The organism is Mycobacterium sp. (assembly GCF_019247615.1).
Lineage (GTDB): Bacteria > Actinomycetota > Actinomycetes > Mycobacteriales > Mycobacteriaceae > Mycobacterium.
Window position 1 is genome coordinate 1 of sequence record NZ_JAFBAT010000027.1, and the last position, 13,968, is coordinate 13,968.

At 68.3% G+C, this 13,968-nt stretch carries 13 protein-coding genes and 1 pseudogene; 12 read left to right on the forward strand and 2 right to left on the reverse strand.

Annotated features, from left to right (window positions below):
• Nucleotides 1-41 precede the first annotated feature (41 nt).
• On the forward strand, nucleotides 42-470 hold the full coding sequence (locus JO059_RS01705) for a cellulose-binding domain-containing protein (protein ID WP_293314325.1): 429 nt from the start codon (nucleotides 42-44) through the stop codon (nucleotides 468-470).
• An 11-nt stretch (nucleotides 471-481) separates the two neighbouring features.
• Here JO059_RS01705 and JO059_RS01710 read toward each other — a convergent pair whose 3' ends face one another.
• On the reverse strand, nucleotides 482-1,747 hold the full coding sequence (locus JO059_RS01710; RefSeq protein WP_293314260.1) for an HNH endonuclease signature motif containing protein: 1,266 nt from the start codon (nucleotides 1,745-1,747) through the stop codon (nucleotides 482-484).
• 134 nt (nucleotides 1,748-1,881) lie between these two features.
• On the opposite strand from JO059_RS01710, the gene pyrR reads away from it, so the two are divergent.
• The 7 genes from pyrR to pyrF are packed head-to-tail and all read left to right on the forward strand — an operon-like array spanning nucleotide 1,882 to nucleotide 10,578.
• Nucleotides 1,882-2,478: a bifunctional pyr operon transcriptional regulator/uracil phosphoribosyltransferase PyrR gene (gene pyrR / locus JO059_RS01715; protein WP_293314262.1), complete on the forward strand. Its 597-nt coding sequence runs from the start codon at nucleotides 1,882-1,884 to the stop codon at nucleotides 2,476-2,478.
• Nucleotides 2,475-3,431: an aspartate carbamoyltransferase catalytic subunit gene (locus JO059_RS01720; protein WP_293314264.1), complete on the forward strand. Its 957-nt coding sequence runs from the start codon at nucleotides 2,475-2,477 to the stop codon at nucleotides 3,429-3,431. The genes pyrR and JO059_RS01720 overlap by 4 nt, the downstream gene beginning before the upstream one ends.
• On the forward strand, nucleotides 3,428-4,720 hold the full coding sequence (locus JO059_RS01725) for a dihydroorotase (RefSeq protein ID WP_293314265.1): 1,293 nt from the start codon (nucleotides 3,428-3,430) through the stop codon (nucleotides 4,718-4,720). The genes JO059_RS01720 and JO059_RS01725 overlap by 4 nt, the downstream gene beginning before the upstream one ends.
• Nucleotides 4,717-5,226: a transporter gene (locus JO059_RS01730; RefSeq protein ID WP_293314267.1), complete on the forward strand. Its 510-nt coding sequence runs from the start codon at nucleotides 4,717-4,719 to the stop codon at nucleotides 5,224-5,226. The genes JO059_RS01725 and JO059_RS01730 overlap by 4 nt, the downstream gene beginning before the upstream one ends.
• Entirely contained in the window at nucleotides 5,223-6,341 is a 1,119-nt protein-coding gene (gene carA, locus JO059_RS01735; protein WP_293314269.1) for a glutamine-hydrolyzing carbamoyl-phosphate synthase small subunit, read from the forward strand. The genes JO059_RS01730 and carA overlap by 4 nt, the downstream gene beginning before the upstream one ends.
• The gene (gene carB / locus JO059_RS01740) at nucleotides 6,341-9,754 is read left to right on the forward strand and encodes a carbamoyl-phosphate synthase large subunit (RefSeq protein WP_293314271.1); all 3,414 of its coding nucleotides are present in this window, start codon (nucleotides 6,341-6,343) and stop codon (nucleotides 9,752-9,754) included. Before carA ends, carB begins: the two co-directional genes overlap by 1 nt.
• Nucleotides 9,751-10,578 (forward strand): orotidine-5'-phosphate decarboxylase, encoded by an 828-nt coding sequence (gene pyrF / locus JO059_RS01745; RefSeq protein ID WP_293314273.1) that lies wholly within the window; start codon nucleotides 9,751-9,753, stop codon nucleotides 10,576-10,578. The genes carB and pyrF overlap by 4 nt, the downstream gene beginning before the upstream one ends.
• Before the next feature lie 89 nt (nucleotides 10,579-10,667).
• On the opposite strand, the pseudogene JO059_RS01750 reads toward pyrF, so the two are convergent.
• Nucleotides 10,668-10,790: pseudogene (locus JO059_RS01750) on the reverse strand (DeoR family transcriptional regulator); the annotation flags it as partial.
• Nucleotides 10,791-11,185: 395 nt separating this feature from the next.
• Between JO059_RS01750 and mihF the strand changes: the two are divergent.
• The 4 genes from mihF (at nucleotide 11,186) to coaBC (ending at nucleotide 13,910) form a co-directional block, all read left to right on the forward strand.
• The gene (gene mihF / locus JO059_RS01755) at nucleotides 11,186-11,500 is read left to right on the forward strand and encodes an integration host factor, actinobacterial type (RefSeq protein ID WP_293314275.1); all 315 of its coding nucleotides are present in this window, start codon (nucleotides 11,186-11,188) and stop codon (nucleotides 11,498-11,500) included.
• A gap of 78 nt (nucleotides 11,501-11,578) precedes the next feature.
• The gene (gmk, locus tag JO059_RS01760; RefSeq protein ID WP_293314277.1) at nucleotides 11,579-12,202 is read left to right on the forward strand and encodes a guanylate kinase; all 624 of its coding nucleotides are present in this window, start codon (nucleotides 11,579-11,581) and stop codon (nucleotides 12,200-12,202) included.
• Nucleotides 12,203-12,279: 77 nt separating this feature from the next.
• Entirely contained in the window at nucleotides 12,280-12,603 is a 324-nt protein-coding gene (gene rpoZ, locus JO059_RS01765) for a DNA-directed RNA polymerase subunit omega (protein WP_293314279.1), read from the forward strand.
• A gap of 20 nt (nucleotides 12,604-12,623) precedes the next feature.
• The gene (gene coaBC / locus JO059_RS01770) at nucleotides 12,624-13,910 is read left to right on the forward strand and encodes a bifunctional phosphopantothenoylcysteine decarboxylase/phosphopantothenate--cysteine ligase CoaBC (RefSeq protein WP_293314281.1); all 1,287 of its coding nucleotides are present in this window, start codon (nucleotides 12,624-12,626) and stop codon (nucleotides 13,908-13,910) included.
• Nucleotides 13,911-13,968 lie beyond the last annotated feature (58 nt).

Sequence of the window (13,968 nt, forward strand, 5' to 3'; positions counted from 1 at the left end):
GGTGTGTCCGGGCCAGAATTTTGGCTCTAGTGTTGGCTGCTATGGCCGGACTGGACAATTACGTGAAGCGCTGGCGCGCAGCGCTTCACGTTTCCGTGTCGGCATTGACAGTTGCCGGCCTCGGACTCGCCATTGCCCCCGTAGCTCATGCAGCTGCGGCCACGGCGACGTTGTCGGTGTCACATTCGTGGCAGACCGGTTTCATCGCCGAATTCACCGTCACCAACTCGAGCATCGCGCCGCTGAGCGATTGGAGGCTTGATTTCGACTTGCCGGCGGGGGAATCCGTCTTGCACACGTGGAATAGCAAATTTGCTCAATCTGGCACCCACTACGTTCTCACCCCCGCGAACTGGAATCGCGTCATCGCACCGGGTGGTTCAGCCACAGGTGGTATGAGAGGTGTGCTGACCGGTTCCTACTCGCCGCCGGCGAATTGCGTGCTCAACGGGCAATACCCTTGCGGCTAGCTTAGCTATAGCTACGCGGCGTGGTGCCGGGCAATCGTGACAGCGATGCTGGTCTCCACCTCGCTGACGAATATCTCGAGCGGCAACCCTTTCGGCGGTGCGGTCGAGCGATAGTGCATCCCGGTCGGAGTGATGAATTCGGCTATGTGAGAGCATGTTTCATCTATCGTCGCGTGGACCCGCCAGCCCGCTGCTTCTTTGGCGTAGTTGCAGAGCTCACACGACCCGACGCCATTGGTCGCGCTGGTCGGTCCGCCGCGGCGATGCGGCCGGGCGTGGTCGTGGTGGCGGATCGGGGCATCGCAGTACGGGGTGCGGCAGCGCTCATCGCGCAATTCGATGAATGCCGCCAGCCCCTTCGGGAAGCAGCGCGCCCGTGACTCCATGGTCACCAGCGCCCCCGAGCGGGGATGGCGGTAAAGCCGCCGAAGCGTGGCACGCGACCGAGCATCGCCGACGGCGGTCCGCACCAGATTGCGGGCCACGCCCGCCGGTATCGGCCCGTACCCGGCGACGGTCGCCGTGGTCTCGTCACCGCCCAGAAGCGTCTCGTCGGTCAGGATGAGGTTGACCGCGACCGGTTGCGGCACGTCCGCGGGTCTTCCCGTGATGCGCTCGACCAGCGTGTCCGCCATGACCTGGCCGCGCGTGCGGTCGTCGAACGTGGTGTCGGCGGCCCTCTTGAGCGCCGCATACACCGAAACGCCAAGGGCCATCGGGAGCAGCGCCGTCACGTAGGTCATGGTGTCGGGGGCGGGTCGAATCGTCACCGTGCGCTCGGATTCGGCCTTGGCCGCACGATCCACCACCGCCTGCGCATTGAGTCGGTACGCGATTGCCCGGGCTGCCGCGGCGATCCGCGCGTCGCCCATCCCCTCGAGCTTCGACCCCTCGGCGCACAGCTCGGCGTCCAGCGCACGGCGATCGTCGAGGTCCAGGCAAGCCGATTCCCGCACGATCAGCGTGGCCCGCCACTCCGACAACAGGCCAGCTTCCAGCGCGGCGAGTGTGTGGGGCATCTCGTGCACGAGCGCCTTGGCGAAACCGAGATGCCGCCCGCCCCTAGCTGGCGAGTCCCGCCGTGCGAGCGCGATCTCGCTGGCGAGTCCGCGGCCGCGCTGAGCGGCCGGGATCCCGGCGGCAGCCTCGTTGCGACGACGTAATCCGTCGAGGTCTGCGGCCGCGCGTGCCTGCTCTGCGGCGGCGGCCGACTTGACCGTCTCCCACTCTCGGATCCGCGCGATGAGCGCCGCCTCTGCGGCATCCCTTTCGAACATGCTTTCGATACTACACGGGCGCACCGACACGATGACTGCGGTGCGGCGGCGCCGCGCGAAAGTGCTAGGCTGCCCGGCAGTCGACATCCTTTAACGATCCGTCCGGCGAGGCGGAGAAGGAGGTCAAATCACGCATGGGCGCCGCGGGTGACACCAGCTGTGCAGGTGACAGTGCAGGTGACAAAGGCCGCGAATCCCGGGAGTTGATGTCGGCGGCCGACGTGGGCCGCACCATCTCCCGCATCGCGCACCAGATCATCGAGAAGACCGCGCTGGATGGTTCGGACGCGCCCAGGGTGGTGCTGCTGGGAATCCCGACCCGTGGCGTGATACTCGCCGAGCGCCTGGCGACCAACATCGGCGAGTACAGCGGGGTCCAAATTCCCCACGGCGCGCTCGACATCACGCTCTACCGCGACGACCTGATGATCAAACCGCCGCGGCCACTGGCGGCAACCTCGATCCCGACCGGCGGCATCGACGAGGCACTGGTGATCCTGGTCGACGACGTCCTGTACTCGGGCCGCTCGGTGCGATCGGCCCTGGACGCACTGCGCGACGTGGGCCGCCCGCGGGCGGTGCAACTGGCGGTGCTGGTCGACCGCGGCCATCGCGAACTTCCGCTGCGCGCCGACTATGTCGGCAAGAACGTGCCCACCTCGCGCAATGAGAGCGTGCACGTGCTGCTGAGCGAGCACGACGGCCGCGACGGGGTGGTGATCTCGCGATGACGCGCCATCTGCTTGCGGCCGGCGACCTGAGCCGCGACGACGCCACCGCCATCCTCGACGACGCCGACCGGTTCGCGCAGGCGCTCGTGGGCCGTGAGATCAAGAAGCTGCCGACGTTGCGGGGCCGCACGATCGTGACGATGTTCTACGAGAACTCCACCCGAACCCGGGTGTCCTTCGAGGTGGCGGGCAAGTGGATGAGCGCCGACGTGATCAACGTCAGCGCGGCCGGATCCTCGGTGGGCAAGGGGGAGTCACTGCGCGACACCGCGCTGACCCTGCGGGCGGCCGGCGCGGACGCGCTGATCATCCGGCATCCGGCGTCCGGTGCGGCGCACCTGCTGGCCGAGTGGACTTCGGCGGTGAAAGCCGCCGATGGCTCTGCCCCCGCGGTGATCAATGCCGGCGACGGCACTCACGAGCACCCGACGCAGGCGCTGCTGGACGCCCTGACCGTACGGCAGCGGCTCGGTGCCATCGAGGGTCGCCGCATCGTCATCGTCGGCGACATCCTGCACAGCCGGGTCGCCCGTTCCAATGTCATGCTGCTGGCCACGATGGGCGCCGAGGTGGTGCTCGTGGCGCCCCCCACCTTGTTGCCGATCGGTGTGGAGGGCTGGCCGGTCACCGTCTCGCATGACTTCGACGCCGAGCTGCCGGCCGCAGACGCGGTGTTGATGCTGCGGGTGCAAGCCGAGCGGATGAACGGCGGCTTCTTCCCGTCGGTGCGCGAGTATTCGGTGCGGTACGGGCTGTCCGACCGGCGCCAGGCGCTGCTGCCGGACCACGCCGTCGTGCTGCACCCTGGACCCATGGTCCGCGGCATGGAAATCTCGTCGTCGGTCGCGGACTCATCACAATCAGCCGTGCTGCAACAGGTTTCGAATGGAGTGCACGTGCGGATGGCGGTGCTCTTTCACGTGTTGGTGGGGGCGGAGGAGGTCGCGGCGTGACTGTGCTGATTCGTGGTGTGCGCCTCTACGGTGAAGGCGACCGCGTCGACGTCCTGGTCGATGACGGCCAGATCGCCGATATCGGTCGCCGACTTGAGATTCCGGACACCGCCGACGTCATCGACGCGACGGGCCACGTGTTACTGCCGGGATTCGTCGACCTACACACCCACTTGCGCGAGCCGGGTCGCGAATACGCCGAGGACATCGAAACAGGTTCGGCCGCAGCGGCTTTGGGTGGCTATACGGCGGTGTTCGCGATGGCCAACACCAATCCGGTGGCCGACAGCCCGGTGGTCACCGACCATGTCTGGCACCGTGGCCAGCAGGTCGGCCTGGTCGACGTGCACCCAGTCGGCGCCGTCACCGTCGGGCTCGGCGGAACCGTGCTGACCGAGATGGGCATGATGGCGGCCGGCGCCGCGCAGGTGCGGATGTTCTCCGACGACGGGGTCTGCGTGCACGACCCGTTGGTGATGCGCCGCGCCCTGGAGTACGCGACCGGCCTGGGCGTGCTGATCGCCCAGCACGCCGAGGAGCCGAGGCTGACCGTCGGCGCCGTCGCCCACGAGGGGCCCACCGCCGCCAGGCTGGGACTCTCGGGTTGGCCGCGGGCGGCCGAGGAGTCGATCGTCGCCCGTGACGCGCTGCTGGCCCGCGACGCCGGCGCCCGGGTGCACATCTGCCACGCCTCCACCGCCGGCACCGTCGAGATCCTCAAATGGGCCAAGGCCCAGGGCATTTCGATAACGGCCGAGGTCACCCCCCATCACCTGCTGCTCGACGACAGCAGGCTCGCCAGCTACGACGGGGTGAACCGGGTCAACCCGCCGCTGCGCGAGGCCGCCGACGCGGCCGCGTTGCGTCAAGCGCTGGTCGACGGGGTAGTCGACTGTGTGGCCACCGACCATGCCCCGCACGCCGAGCACGAGAAATGTGTTGAGTTCTCGGCGGCCCGCCCTGGCATGCTGGGGTTGCAGACGGCGCTTTCCGTGGTGGTTCAGACGATGGTGGCGCCGGGCCTGCTGACGTGGCGGGACGTAGCGAGGGTGATGAGCGAGAATCCCGCTCGCATCGCGGGTTTGCCCGATCAGGGACGCCCGCTGGAGGTCGGGGAACCGGCCAACGTGACCGTGGTGGATCCGGACGCCACCTGGACGGTCGCCGGTCCGGAGCTGGCCAGCCGGTCAGCCAATACGCCGTACGAGGCAATGACCTTGCCGGCCACGGTGACCGCGACCCTGTTGCGGGGAAAGGTCACCGCTCGGGACGGGAAGAGCCCCGCATGAACTCCGCAACGCTGGTGGGGTCGCTGATCTTCGCGGCCGTGCTGGTGGTCGTGATCGCGGTGCTGATTCAGCTGATGATGCGTGGCTGGCAGCGCCGCGCGCAGCGGCAGGAGGAGCTGATCGGCGACCTGCCCGAGATGCCCGCAACCGTGGGCGCCGCGTCGATCACGACACGCGGCCACTACTGCGGCTCGATGATGGCACCCGACTGGAACGAGCGGATCGCGGCCGGGGATTTGGGTTACCGGAGCAAGGCGGTGCTGATCCGTTACCCGGCGGGAATCATGGTGGAACGCGTACGGGCCCATCCCATTTGGATTCCTCAGGACTCCATCACGGATATCCGCATGGAACGCCGCATGACACCGAGGGTCGGTTCCCGCATTGGGATATTGGCGATCCGCTGGCGGCTGGCGTCGGGGGCCGAGATCGATACCGGCTTTCGGGCGGAGCACCGGGACGACTACCAACAGTGGCTGGAATCCCAGCAGAAGGGAGCCGCGTGAGCAAAGCGCTATTAGTGCTCGAGGACGGCCGGGTGTTCACCGGCACGTCGTTCGGCAAGGTCGGCCAGGCGCTCGGGGAGGCCGTCTTTTCCACCGGCATGTCCGGTTATCAGGAGACGCTGACCGACCCCAGCTACCACCGGCAGATCGTGGTGGCCACCGCGCCGCAAATCGGAAATACCGGCTGGAACGGTGAGGACGCCGAGAGCCGCGGCGACAAGATTTGGGTCGCGGGCTACGCAATACGCGACCCGTCGCCCCGCGCCTCCAACTGGCGTGCCACCGGCACGCTGGAGGACGAGCTGGTCCGCCAGGGCATCGTCGGGATCGCCGGCATCGACACCCGCGCGGTGGTGCGTCACCTGCGCAGCCGCGGTTCGATGAAGGCGGGGGTGTTCTCGGGTGACGTGCTGTCCGACGGAGACGAGCTGTTGGACCGGGTGCGGGACCAGGAATCGATGCTGGGCGCCGACCTCGCCGGCGAGGTCAGCACCGGAAACACCTACATTGTTGAACCTGAAGGGCCGCAAAGGTTTAGCGTGGCAGCGCTCGACCTCGGCATCAAGACCAACACGCCGCGTAACTTCGCCCAGCGCGGTGTCCGCAGCCATGTGCTGCCGGCGTCGGCGACATTCGAGCAGATCCTCGACGTCAAACCGGACGGCGTGTTCCTGTCCAACGGGCCGGGCGACCCGGCCACCGCCGACCACGTGGTCGCGCTCACTCGTGAGGTACTGGCCGCCGGAATACCCTTGTTCGGAATTTGTTTCGGCAACCAGATACTCGGGCGCGCGCTGGGCCTGAGCACCTACAAGATGGTCTTCGGACACCGCGGCATCAACGTGCCGGTGATCGACCACGCCACCGGGCGGGTCGCGGTGACCGCGCAGAATCACGGGTTCGCGCTGGAGGGCGAGGCGGGCCAGTCCTTCGACACGCCGTTCGGCCGGGCGCTCGTCAGCCACACGTGCGCCAATGACGGTGTGGTCGAAGGCGTCAAACTCGCCGACGGGCGAGCGTTCTCGGTGCAATACCACCCCGAGGCGGCCGCCGGCCCGCACGACGCGGAGTACCTCTTCGACCAGTTCGTCGACCTGATGGCGGGAGGACGCTAGTGCCGCGCCGCACCGACTTGCGCCATGTGCTGGTGATCGGCTCCGGGCCGATCGTGATCGGGCAGGCCGCCGAATTCGACTATTCGGGCACCCAGGCATGCCGGGTGCTGCGCGCCGAGGGGCTGCAGGTCAGCCTGATCAACTCCAACCCGGCCACCATCATGACCGACCCGGAGTACGCCGACTTCACCTACGTCGAGCCGATCACCCCGGCGTTCGTCGAACGGGTGATCGCCCAGCAGGCCGAGCGCGGCAACAGGATTGACGCTTTGCTGGCCACCCTGGGTGGTCAGACCGCACTGAACACCGCGGTCGCGCTGTACGAAAACGGGGCGCTGGAGCGCTACGGCGTCGAGCTCATCGGCGCGGATTTCGACGCCATCCAGCGTGGCGAGGACCGGCAGCGGTTCAAGGACATCGTCGCCAAGGTCGGCGGCGAATCCGCCCGCAGCCGAGTCTGTTTCACCATCGACGAGGTCCGGGAGACGGTCGAGGAGGTCGGACTGCCGGTGGTCGTGCGGCCCAGCTTCACCATGGGCGGGCTGGGCTCGGGCATGGCGCACTCCGCCGACGAGGTCGACCGGATGGCCGGCGCCGGCCTGGCCGCGAGCCCCAGCGCCAACGTGCTCATCGAGGAATCGATTTACGGCTGGAAGGAATTCGAACTCGAGCTGATGCGCGACGGCCACGACAACGTGGTGGTGGTGTGCTCCATCGAGAATGTCGACCCGATGGGCGTGCACACCGGAGACTCGGTGACCGTCGCGCCGGCCATGACGCTGACGGACCGGGAATACCAGCGGATGCGCGACCTCGGCATCGCGATCCTGCGCGAGGTCGGCGTGGACACCGGCGGCTGCAACATCCAGTTCGCGGTCAACCCGAACGATGGCCGGCTGATCGTCGTCGAGATGAACCCGCGGGTGTCCCGGTCGAGCGCCCTGGCCTCCAAGGCCACCGGCTTCCCGATCGCGAAGATTGCGGCCAAGCTGGCCATCGGCTACACCCTCGACGAGATCGTCAACGACATCACCAAGGAAACCCCGGCCTGCTTCGAGCCCACCCTGGACTATGTCGTGGTCAAGGCGCCGCGGTTCGCGTTCGAGAAATTCCCCGGCGCGGACGCCACCCTGACCACCACCATGAAATCCGTCGGCGAGGCAATGTCGTTGGGCCGCAACTTCGTCGAGGCCCTCGGCAAGGTCATGCGGTCACTGGAGACCGGCCGCGCCGGCTTCTGGACCACCGCCGACCCGGCCGGTGATGTCGAGGAGGCGCTGCACCGGCTGCAAACCCCGAACGAGGGCCGGCTCTACGACATCGAACTGGCGCTGCGGCTGGGCGCCGCCATCGAAGAGGTTGCCGAGGCCTCCGGTGTGGACCCATGGTTCGTCGCACAGATCGGCGAGCTGGTCAAGCTTCGCGGCGAGCTCGTCGCCGCCCCCGTGCTCGACGCCCAGCTGCTGCGCCGGGCCAAGCACAGCGGATTGTCTGATCGACAAATCGCCTCGCTGCGACCGGAGTTGGCCGGCGAGAACGGCGTGCGCTCGCTGCGCGAACGGCTGGGCATCCACCCGGTGTACAAGACGGTGGACACCTGCGCCGCGGAATTCGAGGCCAAGACGCCCTACCATTACAGCAGCTACGAACTCGACCCCGCCGCCGAGACCGAGGTGGCCCCGCAGGCCGAGAAACCGAAGGTGCTCATCCTCGGCTCGGGCCCCAACCGCATCGGCCAGGGCATCGAATTCGACTACAGCTGCGTGCATGCGGCAACCACGTTGTCCCAGGCCGGTTTCGAGACCGTGATGATCAACTGCAACCCCGAGACGGTGTCCACCGACTACGACACCGCCGACCGGCTGTACTTCGAGCCGCTGACATTCGAGGATGTCCTCGAGGTGTTCCACGCGGAGAGCCAATCGGGCAGCGGCGGGCCCGGCGTCGTCGGCGTCATCGTGCAGCTCGGCGGCCAGACCCCGCTCGGCCTGGCGCAACGGCTCTTCGACGCCGGGGTGCCGATCGTGGGCACACCGCCGGAAGCGATCGACCTGGCCGAGGACAGAGGCGCCTTCGGCGACGTGCTCAGCGCCGCCGGCCTCCCCGCGCCGAAGTACGGCACCGCAACGACTTTCGCCCAGGCTCGCCGCATCGCCGACGAGATCGGCTACCCGGTGCTGGTGCGGCCGTCGTATGTGTTGGGCGGCCGCGGCATGGAGATCGTCTACGACGAGGAGACGCTGGAGGGCTACATCACCCGCGCCACCGCGCTCTCGCCCGAACACCCGGTGCTCGTCGACCGCTTCCTCGAGGACGCGGTGGAGATCGACGTCGATGCATTGTGCGACGGCGCCGAGGTCTACATCGGCGGCATCATGGAGCACATCGAGGAGGCCGGCATCCACTCCGGCGACTCGGCCTGCGCCCTGCCGCCGGTCACCCTTGGCCGCAGCGACATCGAAAAGGTGCGCCGCGCCACCGAAGCCATCGCCCACGGCATCGGCGTCGTCGGGCTGCTCAACGTGCAATATGCCCTCAAGGACGACGTGCTGTACGTCCTCGAAGCCAATCCGCGCGCCAGCCGCACGGTGCCATTCGTCTCGAAGGCCAGCGCGATCCCGCTGGCCAAGGCCTGCGCCCGGATCATGTTGGGGGCCAGCATATCTCAGCTCCGCTCCGAGGGGATGCTCGCGCCCGACGGTGACGGCGCACACGCGCCGCCGCAAGCCCCGATCGCGGTCAAGGAGGCGGTGTTGCCATTCCATCGCTTCCGGCGCGTCGACGGGGCCGCCATCGATTCGCTGCTCGGACCGGAGATGAAGTCGACCGGCGAGGTGATGGGTATCGACCGCGACTTCGGGAGCGCCTTCGCCAAGAGCCAGACCGCCGCGTACGGATCGTTGCCGGCAGACGGCACGGTGTTCGTGTCGGTGGCCAACCGGGACAAACGGTCACTGGTGTTTCCGGTCAAACGGTTGGCGGACTTAGGCTTTCGTGTGCTTGCCACCGAGGGCACCGCGGAGATGTTGCGCCGCAACGGGATCCCATGCGACGAGGTGCGAAAGCACTTTGAGCCTCCGCAGCCTGGCCGACCGGCGACGTCCGCGGTCGACGCCATCAGGGCCGGCGAGGTCGACATGGTGATCAACACGCCGTTCGGGAATTCCGGTCCGCGCATCGACGGCTACGAGATCCGCTCGGCAGCGGTGTCGGTCAACATCCCCTGCGTCACCACGGTGCAGGGCGCCTCCGCCGCCGTGCAGGGCATCGAAGCGGGGATCCGCGGAGACATCGGCGTGCGGTCGCTGCAGGAGCTGCACAGCGCGATCGGTGCGCACAGCGCCGCGGCCATCGGTGCGCACGGCGCCGCGGCCATCGGTGCGCACGGCGCCGGCGATGAGGGGGCCCGGTGACCGGCTTCGCCGCGCGGCTGGCCGAGGCGAAGCGCACGCGCGGACCGCTGTGCCTGGGCATCGATCCGCACCCGGAACTGCTGCGGGCCTGGGACCTGCCGACCACCGCGGACGGGCTGGCCGCATTCTGCGACATCTGCGTCGAGGCTTTTTCCGGCTTCGCCGTCGTCAAGCCCCAGGTGGCATTCTTCGAGGCCTATGGCGCCGCCGGGTTCGCGGTGCTGGAACGCACGATTGCCGCGCTGCGATCGGTCGGGGTGTTGGTGTTGGCCGATGCCAAGCGGGGGGACATCGGGTCGACCATGGCGGCCTATGCCGCCGCCTGGGCGGGCGACTCCCCGTTGGCCGCGGACGCCGTCACCGCCTCGCCCTATCTGGGGTTCGGCTCGCTGCGGCCGCTGCTGGAGGCCGCAGCGGCGCACGACCGGGGGGTGTTCGTGCTGGCGGCAACCTCCAACCCGGAGGGTGCAACCGTGCAGCGCGCCATGTTCGACGGCCGCGCCGTTTCCCAGCTGATCGTCGACCAGGCGGCGGTCATCAACCGGTCAGCCACCGGATCCGAACGCGGATACGTGGGCGTGGTCCTCGGGGCAACCGTTTTCGAGGCCCCGGATGTCAGCGGGCTGGGGGGCCCGGTGCTGGTCCCCGGTGTCGGGGCGCAGGGCGGCCGCCCGGAGAAACTCGGGGAGCTCGGCGGAGCGCTGCCCGATCAGCTCTTGCCCGCGGTCGCCCGCGAGGTGCTTCGGGCGGGCCCGGTCGTGGCGGACCTGCGCGCGGCGGGCGAACGCATGTTGGATGCCGTCGCATACCTGTCGACCAAGTAGGGCGACGCGTCCGACGCGGAAGCCCTCAGGGGAGGCTTGCGGTCTCGACGATGACGGTCGTCGCCTTCACGACGGCCACCGCGACTGACCGCCAGGGTGGCCTGGTTGATCCGTCGCCGGACAGTGTCATCGCTGACTCCGAGCAGCTCGGCCGCCTGACGGACGCGCAGGTGGGCACGCGTTGATGGTAGTCCGGGGTTCTGAGCTGCCAGTTGACGCGGCGCGCGACACGCGCGACACGCCGCAGCCAAATGCGTGATCCGTGGCACTCGCGCCCGCGGCAGAGTCGGCAAGGGCTTCTCCGGTGGCCGCCAGTGCGCCACTTCAGACCGTCATCTCGCCGAAAGCCCTGGTAGGCACCAAATTTGGGAATCGGCCGAGGCGAGCGGGCCGGCGCGCTAGCGCAATGTCGAGCCGGTGTCGGCGACACCGCGGCGCCCGTCCCCCCGGCCCGCCCTCCGGGCTCACGCTGGACGTTTGCGCGCTTAAGCAGGGGGGCGGGTTAGATTTCGTCAGGAAGGCTGAGTACGGTCGTCTGCGCTGGCAGAAGTACCCGGCGAAGACAAAAGAGATCGACTGAGATCGATTGATCAGATACGGAGGAATCGTGGCCCTTCCCCAGTTGACCGACGAGCAACGCGCGGCCGCCTTGGAGAAGGCGGCTGCCGCACGTCGAGCACGAGCAGAGCTCAAGGACCGGCTCAAGCGTGGTGGCACCAACCTCTCCCAGGTGCTCAAGGACGCCGAGCGCGATGAAGTCCTTGGCAAGATGAAGGTGTCCGCGCTGCTCGAGGCCTTGCCGAAGGTGGGCAAGGTGAAGGCGCAGGAGATCATGAACGAGCTGGAAATTGCTCCCACCCGCCGCCTGCGCGGCCTCGGCGACCGGCAGCGCAAGGCCCTGCTGGAAAAGTTCGGCTCCTAGCCGGCCGACGATGCAGGCCGGAAGGCCTGAGGAGAAGGCGGGCAGTCGGATCGAGCCGGCATCGGCCCGGGAGCGCCGGTGAGCGCCGGCCGGGGACCGGACGTCGACGACGGGACACGTAACGGGCCAACGGCCCGGGGGCGCGTCGTCGTCCTGTCCGGTCCCTCCGCGGTCGGCAAGTCAACCTTGGTCCGGTGTCTGCGCGAGCGGATTCCCAACCTGCAGTTCAGCGTCTCGGCCACCACCCGGGCGCCCCGACCAGGCGAGATCGACGGCGTCGACTACCACTTCGTCAGCCCCACCCGCTTCCAGCAACTGATCGACGAGGGCGAGCTCCTGGAGTGGGCCGACATCCACGGCGGCCTGCACCGATCGGGCACGCTGGCCGAGCCGGTGCGGGCCGCCACCGCCTCCGGGGTTCCCGTGCTCATCGAGGTCGACCTGGCGGGGGCGCGGGCGATCAAGAGAGCCATGCCCGAGGTCGTTACCGTATTCCTGGCACCTCCCAGCTGGGAGGACCTGGAGGCGAGGCTGGTCGGTCGCGGCACCGAGACACCCGAGGTGATGCGGCGCCGCCTGGACACCGCGCGCGTCGAAATGGCGGCTCAAAATGACTTCGATGAGGTCGTGGTCAACAGTCAATTGGAGTCTGCGTGCGCCGAATTGGTATCCTTGCTGGTAAATCCGTCGGGCCCGGCCTGAAACGCCTCGCGGGACCCCGTTAAGCACCGAATTTCTAGAGATTCCAGCCGCTCTCAACCCCCAGGAGATTGACCTACGTGAGTACTCCCCAGTCCGACGCGTCGCTGACCGCCGTGGACCAGTTCGATCCGTCGGCAGGCGGCCATGGGGGCTACGACACCCCCCTGGGCATCACCAACCCACCCATCGACGAGCTGCTGGACCGCGTGTCCAGCAAGTATGCGCTGGTGATCTACGCGGCCAAGCGGGCGCGGCAGATTAACGACTACTACAACCAGCTCGGCGAGGGCATCCTCGAGTACGTCGGTCCACTGGTCGAGCCCGGGCTGCAGGAGAAGCCGCTGTCCATCGCGTTGCGCGAGATCCACGCCGACCTGCTCGAGCACACCGAGGGCGAGTAACTAGGGCACGGCCGGGCGCTGTGGACGGAAACCGGGTTCCCAAAGGACTCCCCAAACGAGTCCCCAAACGAGTCGTCGTCGGCGTTTCTGGGGGCATCGCCGCCTATAAGGCGTGCACGGTCGTTCGTCAGCTCGCCGAGGCCGGTCATGAGGTGCGCGTCATCCCCACCGAGTCCGCGCTGCGGTTCGTCGGGGCGGCCACGTTCGAGGCGCTTTCCGGCCAGCCAGTGCGTACCGGCGTCTTCGACGACATCCCCGAGGTACCGCACGTCCAGCTGGGCAAGCAGGCCGACCTGGTCGTTGTTGCGCCCGCCACAGCCGACCTGTTGGCCCGTGCGGTGCACGGCCGGGCCGACGACTTGCTGACCGCGACGCTGCTCACGGCGCGCTGCCCGCAGTTGTTCGCTCCTGCCATGCACACCGAGATGTGGCTGCATCCGGCCACCGTCGACAACGTGGCGACGCTGCGTCGGCGCGGCGCGGTGGTGCTCGAACCCGCGGCCGGGCGCCTCACCGGGACCGACAGCGGGCCCGGAAGGCTGCCGGAGGCCGAGGAGATCACCACCTTGGCTCAGTTGCTCCTGGAGCGCCACGACGCGCTGCCCTACGACCTCGCCGGCTGGCGGCTCTTGGTGACCGCCGGCGGCACCCGCGAACCGATCGATCCGGTGCGTTTCGTCGGCAACCGCAGCTCCGGCAAGCAGGGATATGCGGTGGCCCGGGTCGCCGCCCAGCGTGGGGCCGAGGTGACGCTCATCGCGGGGCACACCGCCGGACTGATCGACCCCGCCGGGGTCAACGTCGTGCACGTCGGTTCGGCGCAGCAGCTCGCCGAGGCGGTGTCCAAGCACGCCCCGGCGGCGGATGTCCTGGTGATGGCGGCGGCCGTCGCCGACTTCCGGCCCGCACAGGTCGCCGCCGCCAAGATCAAGAAGGGCCCGGATGAGCGCGACGATCCGCCGCCCATCGAACTGGTCCGCAATGACGACGTGCTCGCCGGGGCGGTGCGGGCCCGCGCGCATGGGCAGCTGCCCAACCTGCGGGCCATCGTCGGCTTCGCCGCCGAAACCGGCGACGCCAACGGCGACGTGCTGTTTCACGCCCGGGAAAAGCTGCGGCGCAAGGGGTGTGACCTGTTGGTCGTCAACGCCGTCGGCGACAACAAGGCGTTCGAGGTGGACAGCAACGACGGCTGGCTGCTGGCATCCGACGGCACCGAGTCAGCGTTGGAGCACGGCTCCAAGACGCTGATGGCCAGTCGTATCGTGGACGCGATCGTCGCGTTCCTGCACGGAGACGGCAGGTAGCCGCGCACTTCGAGTGACGCCGAACCGATAACATTCGGCTGACTAATTCTTGGGAAGG

Bases quoted from the DNA above. Each gene is read 5' to 3' on its own strand.
- JO059_RS01705 (WP_293314325.1), top strand. From the start codon at position 42: ATGGCCGGACTGGACAATTACGTGAAGCGCTGGCGCGCAGCGCTTCAC.
- JO059_RS01710 (WP_293314260.1), bottom strand. From the start codon at position 1,747: ATGTTCGAAAGGGATGCCGCAGAGGCGGCGCTCATCGCGCGGATCCGA.
- pyrR (WP_293314262.1), top strand. From the start codon at position 1,882: ATGGGCGCCGCGGGTGACACCAGCTGTGCAGGTGACAGTGCAGGTGAC.
- JO059_RS01720 (WP_293314264.1), top strand. From the start codon at position 2,475: ATGACGCGCCATCTGCTTGCGGCCGGCGACCTGAGCCGCGACGACGCC.
- JO059_RS01730 (WP_293314267.1), top strand. From the start codon at position 4,717: ATGAACTCCGCAACGCTGGTGGGGTCGCTGATCTTCGCGGCCGTGCTG.